The organism is Nonlabens sp., assembly GCF_018401815.1.
Lineage (GTDB): Bacteria > Bacteroidota > Bacteroidia > Flavobacteriales > Flavobacteriaceae > Nonlabens.
This window is the reverse complement of sequence record NZ_JAGYKG010000003.1, coordinates 1-15,817: the sequence shown is the minus strand read 5'-3', so window position 1 is coordinate 15,817 and position 15,817 is coordinate 1. Positions and strand designations below refer to the sequence as shown.

General features: G+C 37.7%; 14 protein-coding genes. 13 read left to right on the top strand and 1 reads right to left on the bottom strand.

What is annotated here, in order from left to right:
* Nucleotides 1–47 precede the first annotated feature (47 nt).
* From KG732_RS06795 to KG732_RS06740, 12 genes are all read left to right on the top strand, one after another.
* Nucleotides 48–929, top strand: coding sequence for a Brp/Blh family beta-carotene 15,15'-dioxygenase (locus KG732_RS06795; protein ID WP_213521791.1), 882 nt, complete (start codon nucleotides 48–50; stop codon nucleotides 927–929).
* 175 nt (nucleotides 930–1,104) lie between these two features.
* The gene (gene ffh / locus KG732_RS06790) at nucleotides 1,105–2,433 is read left to right on the top strand and encodes a signal recognition particle protein (protein WP_213521789.1); all 1,329 of its coding nucleotides are present in this window, start codon (nucleotides 1,105–1,107) and stop codon (nucleotides 2,431–2,433) included.
* 193 nt (nucleotides 2,434–2,626) lie between these two features.
* On the top strand, nucleotides 2,627–3,514 hold the full coding sequence (locus tag KG732_RS06785) for a bifunctional 5,10-methylenetetrahydrofolate dehydrogenase/5,10-methenyltetrahydrofolate cyclohydrolase (RefSeq protein ID WP_213521787.1): 888 nt from the start codon (nucleotides 2,627–2,629) through the stop codon (nucleotides 3,512–3,514).
* 434 nt (nucleotides 3,515–3,948) lie between these two features.
* On the top strand, nucleotides 3,949–4,446 hold the full coding sequence (locus KG732_RS06780; protein WP_213521785.1) for a YkgJ family cysteine cluster protein: 498 nt from the start codon (nucleotides 3,949–3,951) through the stop codon (nucleotides 4,444–4,446).
* 101 nt (nucleotides 4,447–4,547) lie between these two features.
* Nucleotides 4,548–5,027, top strand: coding sequence for a TlpA disulfide reductase family protein (locus KG732_RS06775; RefSeq protein WP_213521783.1), 480 nt, complete (start codon nucleotides 4,548–4,550; stop codon nucleotides 5,025–5,027).
* A complete protein-coding gene (locus tag KG732_RS06770; protein WP_213521781.1) occupies nucleotides 5,024–5,722 on the top strand; it encodes a thioredoxin family protein in 699 nt (232 codons plus the stop codon). Before KG732_RS06775 ends, KG732_RS06770 begins: the two co-directional genes overlap by 4 nt.
* A 179-nt stretch (nucleotides 5,723–5,901) precedes the next feature.
* The gene (locus KG732_RS06765; protein WP_213521779.1) at nucleotides 5,902–7,317 is read left to right on the top strand and encodes a rhodanese-like domain-containing protein; all 1,416 of its coding nucleotides are present in this window, start codon (nucleotides 5,902–5,904) and stop codon (nucleotides 7,315–7,317) included.
* A gap of 7 nt (nucleotides 7,318–7,324) precedes the next feature.
* Nucleotides 7,325–7,645, top strand: coding sequence for a rhodanese-like domain-containing protein (locus KG732_RS06760; protein ID WP_300980369.1), 321 nt, complete (start codon nucleotides 7,325–7,327; stop codon nucleotides 7,643–7,645).
* Nucleotides 7,645–8,046 (top strand): rhodanese-like domain-containing protein, encoded by a 402-nt coding sequence (locus tag KG732_RS06755; protein ID WP_213521778.1) that lies wholly within the window; start codon nucleotides 7,645–7,647, stop codon nucleotides 8,044–8,046. The genes KG732_RS06760 and KG732_RS06755 overlap by 1 nt, the downstream gene beginning before the upstream one ends.
* A gap of 15 nt (nucleotides 8,047–8,061) precedes the next feature.
* Nucleotides 8,062–8,880, top strand: coding sequence for a 3-deoxy-8-phosphooctulonate synthase (kdsA, locus tag KG732_RS06750; RefSeq protein WP_213521776.1), 819 nt, complete (start codon nucleotides 8,062–8,064; stop codon nucleotides 8,878–8,880).
* Nucleotides 8,881–9,253: 373 nt separating this feature from the next.
* Entirely contained in the window at nucleotides 9,254–9,745 is a 492-nt protein-coding gene (locus KG732_RS06745) for a DUF2807 domain-containing protein (RefSeq protein WP_213521774.1), read from the top strand.
* A 108-nt stretch (nucleotides 9,746–9,853) separates the two neighbouring features.
* Nucleotides 9,854–11,026, top strand: a complete 1,173-nt coding sequence (locus KG732_RS06740; RefSeq protein WP_213521766.1) for a cytochrome c peroxidase — start codon at nucleotides 9,854–9,856, stop codon at nucleotides 11,024–11,026.
* Between the two features lies 1 nt (nucleotide 11,027).
* On the opposite strand, the gene KG732_RS06735 is transcribed toward KG732_RS06740, so the two are convergent.
* Nucleotides 11,028–11,783, bottom strand: coding sequence for a GH25 family lysozyme (locus KG732_RS06735; RefSeq protein ID WP_213521764.1), 756 nt, complete (start codon nucleotides 11,781–11,783; stop codon nucleotides 11,028–11,030).
* A gap of 456 nt (nucleotides 11,784–12,239) precedes the next feature.
* On the opposite strand from KG732_RS06735, the gene KG732_RS06730 reads away from it, so the two are divergent.
* Complete coding sequence (locus KG732_RS06730; RefSeq protein WP_213521762.1) at nucleotides 12,240–15,491, top strand: S41 family peptidase; 3,252 nt, start codon at nucleotides 12,240–12,242, stop codon at nucleotides 15,489–15,491.
* Nucleotides 15,492–15,817 lie beyond the last annotated feature (326 nt).

Sequence of the window (15,817 nt, the reverse complement as noted above, 5' to 3'; positions counted from 1 at the left end):
GAATTAATATTGTTTAACTTTACAATGTTAATATTAAACAAATGTTCATGCCTATGAAATTCCAGCTCTATAACATCATCATGGTACTTAGTTTTTTCGCCTTATGGTGCTCTATTCAAATACCTGATAATGTGGAGTTTGCGCTTGGATATTTTTTAATTTTGACCATTGGCGTAGGCCATGGAGCCAATGATCTTAAAATTTTTTTTAACCAAAAAAAAATTACAAAAAAAAAGCTTTTTTCTTTTAATTTGATCTACGCAGTAATAGTTTTGACTGGTTTTACCTTGTTTTTTATCATTCCAGAAGTCATTTTATTCCTATTTATTTTAATAAGCGGTTATCATTTTGGACAAGAACATTTTGAAAGATATAAGATCGCCTCTTCATGGGTGTACCATCTATTTTTAACTTCTTATGGGTTTAACATCATCCTTACCTTATTAATTATCCATCATACCGAAAGTGTCCTTATTATTAATGACCTCTTAAAAACAGAGATTACCTTCAATTACTTATTGTACCCTTTTATAGTCTCGGCGACCATAATGATTATCAGCTCACAGAAAGTTTTAAAGGCCTTGTCATGGAGTATGATAAGTAGAGAACTGTTTTACCTTTTTATACTTTACGTTTTATTTCAAACAGCAAGTTTACTTATGGGTTTTGCCATTTACTTTATTTTATGGCACAGCATACCCTCCATTTACAATCAAATTGTTTTCTTAAATGGAAAAGTTACTATAGCAACGCTTAAAGAATACCTGCTGAATTCCTTAGTTTATTGGGTTGGTGCTTTAGTGTTTTTAGCACTGCTTTATTATTTTTTAAAAGACTACACCAGCCTCTTCCTTTCTACCATTATTGCATTTTTGGGCGGCATTACCTTCCCCCATGTGTTTGTAATGAATCAATTGCACAAAAAATAAGTTATAAGCTTTGTTGTTAGTTCGCTTTCGCGAAAGCGGAACACTTAAAGAAGTTAGTACTTGCTATTCACATCGTAAATGTGAGATCTTAACCAACTTCACAAACCAAATGAAAACCTTGAAGATCAACCCTTGAAATACTATCTTTGCAATCTTCAAAAAATGAGTTAAAAATATGTTTGATAATTTAACTGACAAGCTCGATAAAGCCATGCACGTCCTTAAGGGATACGGCAGCATTACCGAGGTAAATGTTGCAGATACTCTTAAAGAAATACGTCGCGCTCTTGTAGATGCCGATGTGAACTATAAAATCGCCAAAGATTTTACAGCTCGTGCAAAAGAAAAAGCACTAGGTCAGGGTGTACTCACCACACTAAAACCCGGCCAACTTCTTACCAAAATCGTAAAAGATGAGCTTACAGCCCTGATGGGAGGGGATGCCGCTGGTATCAATCTTAGTGGTAACCCTAGCGTAATTCTAATGTCTGGTCTTCAAGGATCTGGTAAAACTACTTTTTCTGGTAAACTAGCCAATTACTTAAAGACTAAAAAGAGCAAAAAAACACTTTTAGTAGCTTGTGATATTTATCGCCCTGCGGCAATAGATCAATTGCACGTAGTAGGAGAACTTATAGGAGTTGAAGTGTTTTCTAATCGCGAAGAGAAGAATCCAGTAAAGATCTCCCAAGCCGCAATTGCCTACGCAAAAGAAAAGGGTTTTAATGCCGTGATTATTGATACCGCTGGTCGTCTTGCGGTAGATGAACAAATGATGAAGGAAATTGCAGATGTCCACGCAGCAATTCAACCTCAGGAAACCCTTTTTGTAGTAGATTCCATGACCGGTCAAGATGCTGTGAATACGGCAAAGGCTTTTAATGATATTTTAAATTTTGACGGTGTTGTTCTTACAAAACTAGATGGTGATACCCGTGGTGGTGCTGCCTTATCGATCAAATCTGTGGTAGATAAGCCTATTAAATTTATAGGTACTGGAGAAAAGATGGAAGCCATCGATGTTTTCTATCCAGAACGTATGGCAGACCGTATTCTAGGAATGGGAGATGTAGTCTCTCTGGTAGAACGCGCACAAGAACAATTTGATGAGGAAGAGGCAAGAAAGCTGAGTAAAAAGATTGCAAAGAACCAATTCGGTTTTGACGACTTTCTTTCTCAGATTCAGCAAATTAAAAAAATGGGTAATATGAAAGATCTTATGGGTATGATTCCTGGTGCAGGAAAAATGCTCAAAGATGTGGATATAGACGATGACGCCTTTAAAGGTATCGAAGCCATTATACACTCCATGACTATGGAAGAACGCACGCAACCTCAAGTAATAAACGGCTCTCGTAAAAAGCGTATTGCAAAAGGTAGTGGTACTTCTGTAACTGAAGTCAACCAACTGCTGAAACAATTTAACCAGATGAGCAAAATGATGAAGATGATGCAAGGTGGTAAAGGAAAAGCCATGATGAGTGCTTTGGGTAATATGAAATAATTCATTACCTGTTTTTGGAATACATTTTAAACTAACACATCCTAAGACAACGCTTAGGAAGTATTGTTAGATCACTATGGAACACCTCGCAAACCTTATCGTTAACAAATAGGTAATAAGTGTGGGTCTCTAAAGTTTTTAATTCACTAGTTATTGGTGAATTTTACAACCGCATTAACCATTACGCATAACTATGATTATTCTCGACGGAAAAAAAACCAGTAATGACATTAAGAACGAAATCACTGAGATCGTTCAAGAAATGAAAGCTAATGGGGAAAAAGTACCTCATCTTGCAGCAGTAATCGTAGGGAATGACGGCGCAAGCCTTACTTATGTAGGTTCTAAAGTACGCGCTTGTGAACGTGTAGGATTTGAAAGCACCATGGTACGCTTACCTAATACCACCAGCGAGACCGAACTTCTTAAAGAAATCAAACAACTCAATGATAACCCAGAAATAGATGGGTTTATTGTTCAGTTGCCCTTACCTAAACAAATTGACACCCAAAAAGTCTTGATGGCCGTAGACCCAGATAAAGATGTGGACGGCTTCCACCCTACTAACTTTGGTAGAATGGCGCTAGATATGAGCACCTTTATCCCTGCTACACCTTTTGGAATACTGGAATTATTGGATCGTTATGGTGTGGAAACTCAAGGGAAACATACGGTTGTTATTGGAAGATCTCACATTGTTGGAAGACCTATGAGTATATTGATGGGAAGAAAAGGATTTCCTGGAAACTCAACAGTAACACTTACTCACAGTCATACCAAGAATATAACTCAAATCACTTCTCAAGCTGACATTATTATTACTGCTCTTGGAGTTCCAGGATTCCTAAAGGCTGAAATGGTGAAAGACGATGTGGTTATTATAGATGTAGGAATCACTCGTGTACCTGATGAATCTCGAGAACGAGGTTATTACATCACTGGTGATGTAGATTTTGAACATGTTTCTAAAAAGGCAAGTTACATCACTCCTGTTCCAGGCGGCGTTGGTCCTATGACCATTGCCATGCTGCTTAAGAACACCTTGTTAGCTAGAGAACGTCATAGAGCGGCTGCAAAATAATCCTATAAGTAATATTTAGAAAGCTGCTTTCGCGAAAGTGAGATCGTATAAAAAACCCAAGCGTTATTGTTCTATGCAGGAGGATTCGGTTATCACGCATTCTAAACTTATGGATTCTTAGTAATCTAAAAGTGATGATAATTTTTTTTAAGGTGAGCTGAGCGATCGGTTCTAACTAGAGCTTATTCCAGTAGGTAGACCCTTATATAGAAGCTACGGAACAGCTATTTATATTAAGGTGATTCCAGAATTTTGATTTTATTCCACCTGATCATTGCATTCCTTGCCCTCTGAGCTAACAGTATGGCAAATAGATAGTATCTTAGATTTTTTCAAAGCAACACACTTCTTTTTTTATTCCTATAATTAAGTGCTTGCTCTAAAGAATTGCTCCACTTAATGAGGAGTTCATTAAAATAAAAACAGCAGCACTTATGGAAGACTTCCTCCAACAACTTCCTCAACTCGCACAACAAAAGAAAAAAGAAAACACCGACTTTTTTAAAAAACTGCGCAAGAAAAAACCAAAAGGACTTGACGCTGCCGTTCAAGAAATTCACAATGAAGTTTTTGAAGAAGTAGACTGTCTTACTTGTGCCAATTGTTGCAAGACTACAGGGCCTCTATTTACCAATATAGACATCAACAGAATTTCCAAGCATTTTAGAATGAAGCCTAGTGATTTTATTGATCAGTTTTTAAAGGTTGATGAAGACCAAGACTATGTATTACAGCAAACACCTTGTCATTTTCTAGGAACAGATAATTATTGTTCTATATACGAAGTGAGACCTAAAGCCTGTAGAGAATACCCACATACCGACCGAAGAAAAATTTATCAAATAGGAACACTTACTGTGACAAACACTTCCATTTGCCCGGCTGCCTATAAGATAGTTGAACGCATGAAAGCTAACCTACCTGCTTCATAAGAATAGTTGGCCACAACGTTTTTTGTTATAGTTTCTTAAATTCTGAGCCAACTTTTGTTAAACCCTTTTGAGTCAGCGATTCCTCTCTTATATTTGAGCTAATGAAATGGAATCTACTTATCGCCTTTTTAATACTTAGCTTGGTTTCTTGTGATCAACGACCTATTGCTAAGGCGGTCGCTATAGATCAAAATGGATTACAACAAGCTCTTGTTGCCGATAATGAAAAGATAAAAGTGATCAACTTTTGGGCTACTTGGTGTGCCCCTTGTGTGGAAGAATTGCCTTATTTTGAAAAAATAGGAGCTTCCTATAAGAATCAGGTAGAGGTCATTTTAATCTCTTTAGACGATGCAAAAAATATAACAAGTGAGGTCCAACCTTTTTTAGAAAACAATCAAATAAGATCTCAGGTACTGCTTCTAGACGATCCTTATGCAGCAGAGTGGATCCCCATAGTTGACCAACACTGGGACGGAGCTATACCGGTGACTTTAATCATCTCTAAAGACAAAAAACAATTTTACAACAAAGCATTGACCTATAAAGAATTGGAGGATGCCATAAATGAATTTTTATGAAGACCTTGAAAATATTAGTGATCCTCTTAATAGGTGGACTTGCCATTTCATTTTTTTCTGGAATGCTAGAGGGTAAAGAACGTAACAACCTTTTTGCCGAAAGACCTGCACCTTATAAAGAGAAAAAAAATGCAAGCGCAGCGCGAGAAATCAGTACTATAAAAGGATACGATATAGGTGATACCGCTACAGATTTTTCTTTAAAAAATACAGATGGAAGTACCACATCTCTTAAAGACTTTAAGGATGCAAAAGGATTTGTTATTATTTTCACTTGTAATCATTGCCCATACAGTGTGGCCTATGAAGACCGAATCATAGCTATAGACCAAAAATATAAAAATGTAGGATACCCGGTTATCGCCATCAATCCTAACAACCCAAAAGAATACCCTACTGACAGTTTTGAGGCTATGAAAGTAAGAGCAAAAGAAAAGGGGTTTACTTTTCCCTATTTGTTAGATGCTGGACAAAAAATTTATCCACAGTACGGTGCTACCAAAACCCCTCATGTGTTCTTACTTCAAAAAGAAGGTAAGAACCCTATTGTAAAATATATAGGGGCAATTGACGATAAGTATCAAGATGCAAATGAGGTCAAGAATACCTACCTTGAAAATGCGTTACAAGCCTTGCTTAGCGGTGAACCTATAAAGCAAACTAGATCTACGGCCATAGGATGCCGTATTAAGTGATCCTATCCATTGATGTTAGAATTTCAAAATAGAGGCTAAAAAAATCTTTTATCTAGATAGCCTCAGATGGTTACTGGTGCAAATTACTATCACTATTTTCTATACAAACTCGGCATCTACCCATAAGCTTTTCTTATTTCTGAGATTTATAAATTGTATTTTCGCATAAAATTATTTTCATGATCCTAGAACAATATTACACACAATGTCTTGCTCAAGGAACCTATTACATTGCCTCAAATGGAGAAGCTGCTATCATTGACCCTCTGAGAGAGGTGCAACAATATATAGATCGTGCTAAGGAGGATGACGTGACCATTACCTATATTTTTCTTACGCATTTCCATGCAGATTTTGTTTCTGGACATGTAGATTTAGCAGATAAAACTGGGGCTACCATTGTAATAGGTCCCAATGCGGTTACAAGTTACGCTTTCGCGAAAGCGGAACACTTACAAGTATTTCAACTCGGTAAGGTTTCCTTACAATTAATACACACTCCTGGCCACACCATGGAATCTTCTTGTTACCTTTTAAAGGATGAAAAGGGGGGTGAGCAAGCCTTATTTACAGGTGATACTCTTTTTATAGGTGACGTAGGTAGGCCAGATTTGGCTGTAAAATCTGACTTAAGCCCACAAGATCTGGCAGCACATTTATACGATTCGTTAAGAAACGAGATCATGCCCTTACCTGATCACATTACCGTATATCCAGCTCATGGAGCAGGTAGCGCTTGTGGTAAAAATATGAGTAAAGAAACCAGTGACTCCTTAGGCAACCAAAAAAAGACCAATTACGCACTGTCTACTACTTTAAGTAAAGAAGAGTTTATACAAGAACTCACTACCGGTATAGAAGCTCCTCCAGCTTACTTTCCTAAAAATGTCTGGATGAATAAAGGCATTAATTCCAGCATAGACGAAGTTATGTCAAGAGGAGTAACTCCTATACCACTAGCTTCTTTTAAAACGCTGGCAGAAGATCCTGAATATTTGGTCTTAGATACGCGATCCCCACAAGAATTTACGGCAGGTGCCATTCCAGGCTCTTGGTTTATAGGTCTGGATGGGCAGTTTGCCCCATGGGTAGGTGCTTTAATTGAAAATATAGATCAAAAAATAATTCTAGTGGTCCCTGAAGGGAGAGAAAAAGAAGCGGTGACCCGACTTGCACGTGTAGGTTATGATAATGCCCAAGGATACTTATCAGGTGGTTTTGACACTTGGAAAAATAATGGGTTGGAAGTTTCGACCATTAAAAATAGTAGCGCACAAGATTTTGTAGACGGTTTAGAAGATGGTTCTATAAAGAATCCTATAGATACGCGCAAACCAGGTGAATATGAATCTGGGCATATTTGTGGTGTGCCGCTGCATACCTTGAGTGCGGTGCATGAAGAAATAAAAAAATTAAATGCCGATAACACCTATCACATCCATTGTGCAGGTGGCTACAGGTCCGTAATATTTTCTAGTATTGCAAAGGCTAACGGAATTAAAAATGTAGTAAATGTAGCGGGTGGTTATGGAGCCATTAAGAATACTACTTTAAAAAATCAAAAAATAGTTGCTACTAGCAATTGTTCCTTATAACAGAATTATGATAACAGATCTCAACAACCAAGAATGGAAAGAGCAAACTGCTCAAGATACTAATGGCTTCATTATCGATGTTCGCACCGATGAAGAAGTAAGTGAAGGGATGATCCCAGGTGCTTTACATTACGATATCTTTAAACCTCAAGAGTTTATGAACGCCATGAACAACATGGACGGCGACCAAAATTATTACGTTTATTGCCGTGCTGGTAGTAGAAGTATGCAGGCTTGCCAGATTATGGAACAATTGGGTTTAAAAAACACCTTTAACCTTACAGGTGGTTACAGCAATTGGGATGGAGACACCGTGATTCCAGAATAATGAAACGCCTGATTAAAATAGTACTAGCATCCTTAGTAATGTTCTCAGTGCAAAGCTGTTTTAATGATCAACCAGGAGTCATCAATCAAGTGTCTGTTAAAGAAGCCGCCAAGATGATGGAATGGAATCAAGTGAAGATAATTGATGTACGCAGCAAGCTACAATTTACCAATAAACACATTAAAGATGCGATCAATATTGAGGTAGAAAACGAGGATTTTAATAATTCTCTGGATCAATTGGATAAGAAAGAACCGCTTCTTGTCTATTGTAATAAAGGTCGACAGAGTATCAGATGTGCTCAGATTTTGCGAGATAAGGGCTTCACTCTTGTTTATGATATGCAAGGTGGAATTTCCAAATGGGAAAAAAGCGGCAGAGAAGTAATTATTAATAATTAATTAAAAAAGCATTTTATGCAACTTAACCAGATACCTAAACTTAAAAATTTAGATGCCAACAACTTCTTTCTACTCGCTGGACCATGTGCCATCGAAGGAGAAGATATGGCATTAAGAATAGCCGAAAAAGTAGTCAAAATTACCGATCATTTAAAAATACCTTATGTGTTTAAAGGCAGTTTTAAAAAAGCAAATCGCAGTCGCATTGATAGCTTTACTGGTATAGGAGACCTAAAGGCCTTAAAAATTTTACGTAAAGTTTCTGAAACATTTGACATCCCTACGGTAACCGATATTCATGAACTAAGCGATGCCGCAATGGCAGCAGAATATGTAGATGTGTTACAAATTCCTGCATTTCTCGTAAGACAAACGGATCTAGTGGTCGCAGCAGCAGAAACCGGCAAAGTGGTGAACCTTAAAAAAGGTCAGTTCATGTCACCGGAAGCAATGAAACATGCCGTACAAAAAGTAAAAGATACTGGAAGTGATAAAGCATGGATCACAGATCGTGGTACGATGTTCGGTTATCAAGATATGATTGTAGATTTCAGAGGGATTCCAACAATGAGGGCATTTGCTCCTACCGTTCTTGATGTGACACATAGTTTGCAACAACCCAACCAAAGCAGCGGTGTTACTGGTGGTAGACCAGATATGATTGAAACTATTGCTCGCGCAGGTATCGTCAATCAAGTAGATGGCTTATTTATAGAAACACACTTTGATCCAGCAAACGCAAAAAGCGACGGGGCCAATATGCTGGATCTTCAATATTTAGAAGGCCTTCTAACTAGGCTGGTGGCAATTAGAAAAACAATCAACTCGTTTTAGTTTTCCATTCTCTTAAAACGCAACGCTGCTATTTTAAAAATAGCAGCGTTTTTTTATGCGCTTTCTCCATCAAAATTTTTATAAAGAGACGTCGAAAAGAGCTTCTGATAGCGCTTACAGATAAGAGGAGATCCAGTAAATGTTAATAAGTAAGATCAAATTAAACAAAGGCTATTGGATTAGATGCCATTCAAATCTATTTTATTCCTATTCCGACTACTGCTGAAATGAGCAACTACAGTGCTGTATCCTAACTGTTGTTTCATTAATAATTGAAAAAAATTATGAATGCAACAAAACCAGCTGAACCTGTAACAATTTATGAAATGACAGGTCTATGTGGTAATAAACTAACAATTAAAAATTTTAAGACATGAAAAAAATACTAGTAATAACTGCCACCCTTTTTGTAGGATTATGTACCGCACAAAGTATTCAAGAAGTTGATGACTTCTCCAAAATCAAAATTAACACCGACGCTCAAGTAGAACTAGTGCATTCTAATAAAAGTCAAATTATTTTCAATAAAAACACAGAAAATCTAAAAGGCTTAAACGTTACATCTGATCATAATTCTTTGGTCATCACACAAAATTCAAAACAAAGTATTCCTGGACTTAAAATTCGTATTTATACCAACGATATAGAAGCACTTTCTATAACAGGTAATACCCAGGTGACCTTAACAAATTTCAACTATCAAGACAAGATGATTATTCTTGCCCAAAACGGTGCTGTTGTCAACACGGGTGATACCGAGATCAAAAAACTCCAAATACTGCGCTCCAATGACAGTAAAGTTATTTGTAATAATGCCAAATCTACTGATGAAACGGTTGATGGGATCCGGGTAGCCACCAATTAAAACGTTTATTTATGGATTTAAAAAAGGAATTAGGAGTGGTGCTAAAGCCTTTTTTACTATTAAAATTAAACGTGTTATATTTAGAACGATCTTAACAAAATATTCTTTATGAAAATTGGTGTTGTTTTAGCTTTAATTATTCTCTTTTCTTTTACTTCCTGTCAAAGCAGTGAAGAGGATTACCTACCTGTAGATCAAGCTATTTTAGAAAATGTGTTTGGTACAAACATAAACCTTAATTCCACTTTTAATTATCAAAACACAAGTATTCCAACCTACATACGCTTTTCTGAAACAGGAAATACCATAGATAATCAAAAAGCTACTTTGGGACGCATTTTATTCTACGACAAACAATTATCTGTTGATAATTCGATTGCTTGTGCTAGTTGTCATCAACAAGAAAATGCGTTCGGTGATACTGCAATAGCTAGCATAGGTGTTAACGGAATAACAGTAAGACATAGTATGAGGTTGGTAAATACTGGTTTTCAAGAAGGAAATAATTATTTCTGGAATGAAAGAGTGAACTCTTTAGAAAGACAAGTTACCGACCCCATTAAGGATCATTTAGAAATGGGTTTTAGCGGCGAAAATGCTGCTCCTAATTTTGACGACCTATTAAGTAAATTATCTCAAATTGATTATTACCAAGTACTTTTTAATCATGTTTATGGTGACCAGATGGTTACTGAAGAACGTTTACAAGAAAGTCTTGCTCAATTTGTTTTAAGTATTCAGTCATTTGATTCTAAGTACGATGAGGGCCTTTCATTAGCTGGAACTCCTGGGCAGCCGTTCCCTAACTATAACATGTCAGAAAACCGTGGGAAATTTTTATTTACGACCCTTCCACAAAATGGAGGTGCAGGATGCATAAGTTGCCATGCACCACCAGAGTTTGCGATAAAAGATAATATACACAACAATGGAATTATAGCGACCATTGCAGATCCAAGCATTTTTGATCACAATAACACAAGAGCTCCTACGTTAAGAGATTTGGAAAACCCAGCAGGCAACCTTAATGGACCTCTTATGCATAACGGCTCTTTGAATTCCTTACTAGAAATGGTAGAACACTATAACCATATAGATATGACTGACCAGCAACTTCTAGACCCATTATTGTTTCAAGGATTAGGACCTAATGGCCCAATAGGTCAACAATTGAACCTATCTGCTGCTGATAAACAAGCTTTAGTAAATTTTTTAAAAACCTTAACCGGTAATGATATATACACTAATGTAAAATGGAGCAACCCTTTTATTCAACCATAAATTAAGGAACTAAAAGCCTGTTAAATTCTTCCCGTGAACCATTAAAAACATTGGCATCTACTAATGTTTCAATACCATCTACAGGCATGCGATCGGTGTATTGCCAAAACTTCCATGAAATACGAGGCGAGGCAACTCCATTATAGTTAGCAATCCATATTCTTGGATAATCGTTAAAATAGGCATCGGATCTTAAAACATCTCTATAAAAAGCTTCCCCACTGTATATAATAGGTTGCACCCCATAATGAGTTTCAATGATCTGAATCCAATTTTTAAGTCCTTTTCTTAAGGACTTTTTATTTTGAATAGTGGAGATATCTTCAATATCGAGTACAGGTGGAAGGTCTCCTTTTGCTATAGAAACGCTTTCCATAAAATGATGAGCTTGCTTGGTACTATTGACATTACTCCAGTAATAATGATAGGCTCCTCGAGAGAAGCCTTGTTGCGAAGCTGCTTCCCAATTTTTTTTAAAATGCCTATCCTTAGACATGCCAACCGTTGCTCTTATAAAAGCAAAATTAAAACTTTGGGTGGTATCTGGATGTCGTACTTGTTGCCAATCAATAACTCCTTGATGGTGACTGATATCTATTCCTTGAATTTGGAATTTCTTGATTCGTTGGTGTAAATAGGTATTAGCAGGCTGTCGAGGACTGCTGTGATAAGAATAACGCTCGATGGTTATAATGGCGACCGCAACTAAAAGAATTCCTGCTATAGCGATTCCTATTGTCCATTTTTTAGGCTTCATTTCTTTGTTATGGATTTAAATACTTGCTGATTAGTTTCTTCTCCTGGTACCACTTGCAGAGAACAAATGCTATTACAGCGTTCTCAATCGATAAAAAGTCCCTATTGGTGGTTCCTTGTTAGCTACTTGTATCAGGTTATAAATTTACAAATGTCTCTCTTGCTTTTTAAAAATAAATCAGCCTTTTATCATTTATATAGTTAAGACTAAATCCCTGTAGGTAGAATTCTAAAAACTCGATGCTTTAAGAGGCTCTATCTACAGCTTTTTTAATGGAAGCTTGACCTGCTGCCGAATAGATCAATAGTGCTACTTCAAGCTTTGAACTTTAGCCTTATTAAAAAATTAGGGTTCTCCTTTCATGTCCTGCGCAACTGCTTTTATTTTCCAGAAAATAAAAAACCGAATACCACCACATATATAAATGTTATATCTTGTAAACACAATACAGCAACTATGAAAAACATATTCCGCATTTTTCTCGCACTTTCTGGAATTTTGGCAACAAGTCAAGGAACACAACTTTTAAGACAACCCAGTATACATAAAGGTCAAGTTGTCTTTTCTTATGCAAATGATCTTTGGAAAGCCAGTACCTCTGGAGGTAATGCCGTACGCCTTACAAGCGATATAGGCTACGAAATGACGCCACAATTTTCACCAGATGGAAGTATGATCGCTTTTACCGCAGAGTACGATGGTAATATGGATGTCTATGTGATTCCTTCTTCTGGCGGTGAACCTCAACGAATCACCTTTCATCCCAGTGGAGATTTTGTCCAAGGATGGACCCCTGATCATAAAATTATTTTTAGGTCTGATCGGGAATCAAAACCAACTCAATCCAGTCATTTATTTACCATAGGCCTTAAGGAGCACTTTCCTAGTAAAATAGATATAGGTAGAGCTGCTTTTGGAAATATGTCTAGCGATGGGAAATACCTGGCCTATACACCTATCACTTCTTGGGATTCAGAATGGCGCAACTACCGCGGTGGACAAGCCCTTCCTATTTGGATCGTAGATCTAAAGACTAAAGAATTGCAAACTACTCCTCAATTAGATCAGGAACGTCATCTAACCCCAATATGGCATAAGGAAGTAATTTATTACATTTCTGAGCGGGATTATACCAGTAACATCTGGTCCTATAATCCCAAAACCAAAGAAGAACAACAAATTACTTTTCACAAGAGGTTTGATGTAAAAAACTTAGACACCGACCAGAATCAAATCGTGTATGAACAAGCTGGTTATTTGCATCTTTTGGATCCGATTTCAGGAAAGACCACTCCACTTGCCATTGATGTAAATGCCGATTACAACTATGCTAGAGAGCGATGGGAAGAAGTAAAAGCTTCAGACTTAACCAATCCTAATATATCGCCTAATGGACAACGGGTTCTATTTGAACACCGAGGTGAAATTTTTACAGTACCTAAAGAAAAGGGTACCTGGCGTAACATCTCTAACTCTACCGCAGCTGCAGACCGCAGTCCCATCTGGTCGCCTAAAGGAGATCAAATAGCTTGGTTCTCTGATCAAAGCGGAGAATACCAATTGATCATTACCGATCAATATGGGGCTGATAAAAAAACCATAGCCCTAGCAAATCCTACGTTTTACTTTCAACCTGACTGGTCTCCAGACGGAAAGTACCTCACGTTTACAGATACCAACTTTAACGCCTATGTACTTGAAATTGCTTCTGGAACAGCTGAAATAGTAGCAACAGATAATTTTGCACATCCCAACAGAACTTTAAACCCTGTATGGTCACCAGACAGTAAGTGGATCGCTTACAGCAAACAGTTGAAAAGCCACTTCAAAGCCATTTTTGCTTACAATATAGACACCAAGGAAACCATTCAAATCACAGACCCACTAGCAGATTCTATCGACCCGGTTTGGGATGAATCTGGAGACTATCTATACACATTGACCAGCACGGATTACGGTCTTTCTTCTGGATGGTTGGACATGAGTTCTATGGATAAATCTTTAAACAGATCTCTATATGCCGTCGTACTGTCTAAAACTGCTAAAGCACCTCACCTACCCGAAACGGATGAAGAAAAATCAGACCTAACAACCGACAGGGACAAGGACAAGGACAAAAAGAAGGATGCTGACAAAGAAGATACCGATGTAACAGTAATTATAGATAAAGAAGGAATCTACCAACGCATCGTCCCAATGGACCTTCCAGCTAGAAATTATATCAGCATGACTAAAGGTCCTGCTGGAGTTGTTTTTATTGCAGAAAATATTCCTAATAAAAGCGGACTCCAAGTTCACAAATACGATGTAAAAGAACAGAAAGCAAAAGAATTTGCCACTGCTGTCAACGCTATGGTTTCCTCCTATGATGGCAGCCATATTCTAATTTATAAATCAGGTAACTGGAGTTTGAACGATACCAAAGCAGATGCCGCTGGAAAAGAAAGCCTTAACACTTCCATGCAAATTAAGGTCAATCCGCAAGAGGAATATGCCCAAATCTTTAAAGAAGGCTGGCGTTATATGAGAGACTTCCTGTATGTAGATAATACGCATGGAGCTCCTTGGAATCAAGTTTATGAATGGTATGCACCCTGGATCAAAGACGTGCGGCATCGCGTAGATCTCAATTATGTGGTAGACATTATGAGTGGTGAAATCGCCATAGGTCATTCCTATGTTTCTGGCGGAGACCTACCAGATGTAAATGATGTTCCTGTAGGCTTATTGGGAGCAGATTTGGAGCTGCACAAGGGAATGTATAGAATTAAGAAAATATATACCGGCGAAAACTGGAATCCCAATATAACTGGTCCACTTGCTATGCCTGGACTTGAGGTTCAAGAAGGAGATTATATACACGCTATTAATGGTACCGCTTTAAGCGAAAACCTAAATCCGTTCCAACTTCTAGAACAAACAGCAAATCGTACCATAAGTCTTCAAGTGAGTTCTACTGGTAAAGAGAAAGATGCCAAAAAGTTGATCATAAAACCTGTAAGAAGTGAACGTGGTTTAAGAACGGTAGAATGGATAGAAGCTAACAGACGTCAAGTGGATGAGTTATCCAACGGCCAACTGGCTTATGTCTATGTACCCAACACCGGTGATGGTGGCTTTACTTCCTTTAATAGGTATTATTTTTCTCAACAAGATAAGAAAGGAGTAATTATAGATGAGCGTAATAATGGTGGTGGCTCTGCGGCAGACTACATAATTGATATTATGAATCGCGAGCCTATGGGGTATTTTAACAGCAAGGCAAATGACAACCAGCCTTGGACCACTCCGATGGCAGGAATATTTGGCCCTAAAGTGATGCTTATTAATGAACGGGCTGGATCTGGTGGTGATTTACTTCCTTATATGTTCCAGCAACAAAACATAGGGCCTATAGTAGGTACCAGAACTTGGGGCGGATTAGTAGGAACTTGGGACACCCCAAGATTTATTGATGGCGGAAGAATGGTGGCACCACGCGGTGGCTTCTTTGATCTCGATGGAAATTGGGCGGTAGAAGGAGTTGGTGTAGCACCAGATATAGAAGTCATTCAAGATCCTAAAAACGTATCCTCAGGAATAGATCCACAATTAGAAAAAGCAGTTCAAGTAGCATTAAATCTGTTACCTACTCAAGAGTTTAAAGCAAAACCGGAACCTGCGGCACCGGTACGCTGGAAAAAAGCAACAGGTTGGGATAAAAACTAAGAATCATTGCTGCTTGCTAAAAAGTAAAGACTTGTGGTGTTAGCATAAAGACTAGAGCTTTTGACATCCAGAAACATGATAAGAACGGCTTGCGCTAGATGGTGCAAGCCGTTCTTTTGTGCGGCATTTGCAACAACATTAAAAACAATTCCTTGTTAGAACCCACTATATGTTGCTTTTGTAATGCTAAGAATAGAGAGCTGGGTACGCTTTCGCGAAAGCGAAGCACCTGCAATTACAAATACAAAAGCGAGTTATTGAAAAATAACTCGCTTTTATTAGTTAAGGAATCTGCTGTATTATCGCTTTAAAGCAAAGTGACCTCG

Coding starts and splice junctions, on each gene's coding strand:
- KG732_RS06730 (WP_213521762.1), top strand. CDS start 12,240: ATGAAAAACATATTCCGCATTTTTCTCGCACTTTCTGGAATTTTGGCA.
- KG732_RS06760 (WP_300980369.1), top strand. CDS start 7,325: ATGATAACAGATCTCAACAACCAAGAATGGAAAGAGCAAACTGCTCAA.
- KG732_RS06740 (WP_213521766.1), top strand. CDS start 9,854: ATGAAAATTGGTGTTGTTTTAGCTTTAATTATTCTCTTTTCTTTTACT.
- KG732_RS06765 (WP_213521779.1), top strand. CDS start 5,902: ATGATCCTAGAACAATATTACACACAATGTCTTGCTCAAGGAACCTAT.
- KG732_RS06795 (WP_213521791.1), top strand. CDS start 48: ATGCCTATGAAATTCCAGCTCTATAACATCATCATGGTACTTAGTTTT.
- KG732_RS06755 (WP_213521778.1), top strand. CDS start 7,645: ATGAAACGCCTGATTAAAATAGTACTAGCATCCTTAGTAATGTTCTCA.
- KG732_RS06775 (WP_213521783.1), top strand. CDS start 4,548: ATGAAATGGAATCTACTTATCGCCTTTTTAATACTTAGCTTGGTTTCT.
- KG732_RS06745 (WP_213521774.1), top strand. CDS start 9,254: ATGAAAAAAATACTAGTAATAACTGCCACCCTTTTTGTAGGATTATGT.
- KG732_RS06785 (WP_213521787.1), top strand. CDS start 2,627: ATGATTATTCTCGACGGAAAAAAAACCAGTAATGACATTAAGAACGAA.
- kdsA (WP_213521776.1), top strand. CDS start 8,062: ATGCAACTTAACCAGATACCTAAACTTAAAAATTTAGATGCCAACAAC.
- ffh (WP_213521789.1), top strand. CDS start 1,105: ATGTTTGATAATTTAACTGACAAGCTCGATAAAGCCATGCACGTCCTT.
- KG732_RS06770 (WP_213521781.1), top strand. CDS start 5,024: ATGAAGACCTTGAAAATATTAGTGATCCTCTTAATAGGTGGACTTGCC.
- KG732_RS06780 (WP_213521785.1), top strand. CDS start 3,949: ATGGAAGACTTCCTCCAACAACTTCCTCAACTCGCACAACAAAAGAAA.
- KG732_RS06735 (WP_213521764.1), bottom strand. CDS start 11,783: ATGAAGCCTAAAAAATGGACAATAGGAATCGCTATAGCAGGAATTCTT.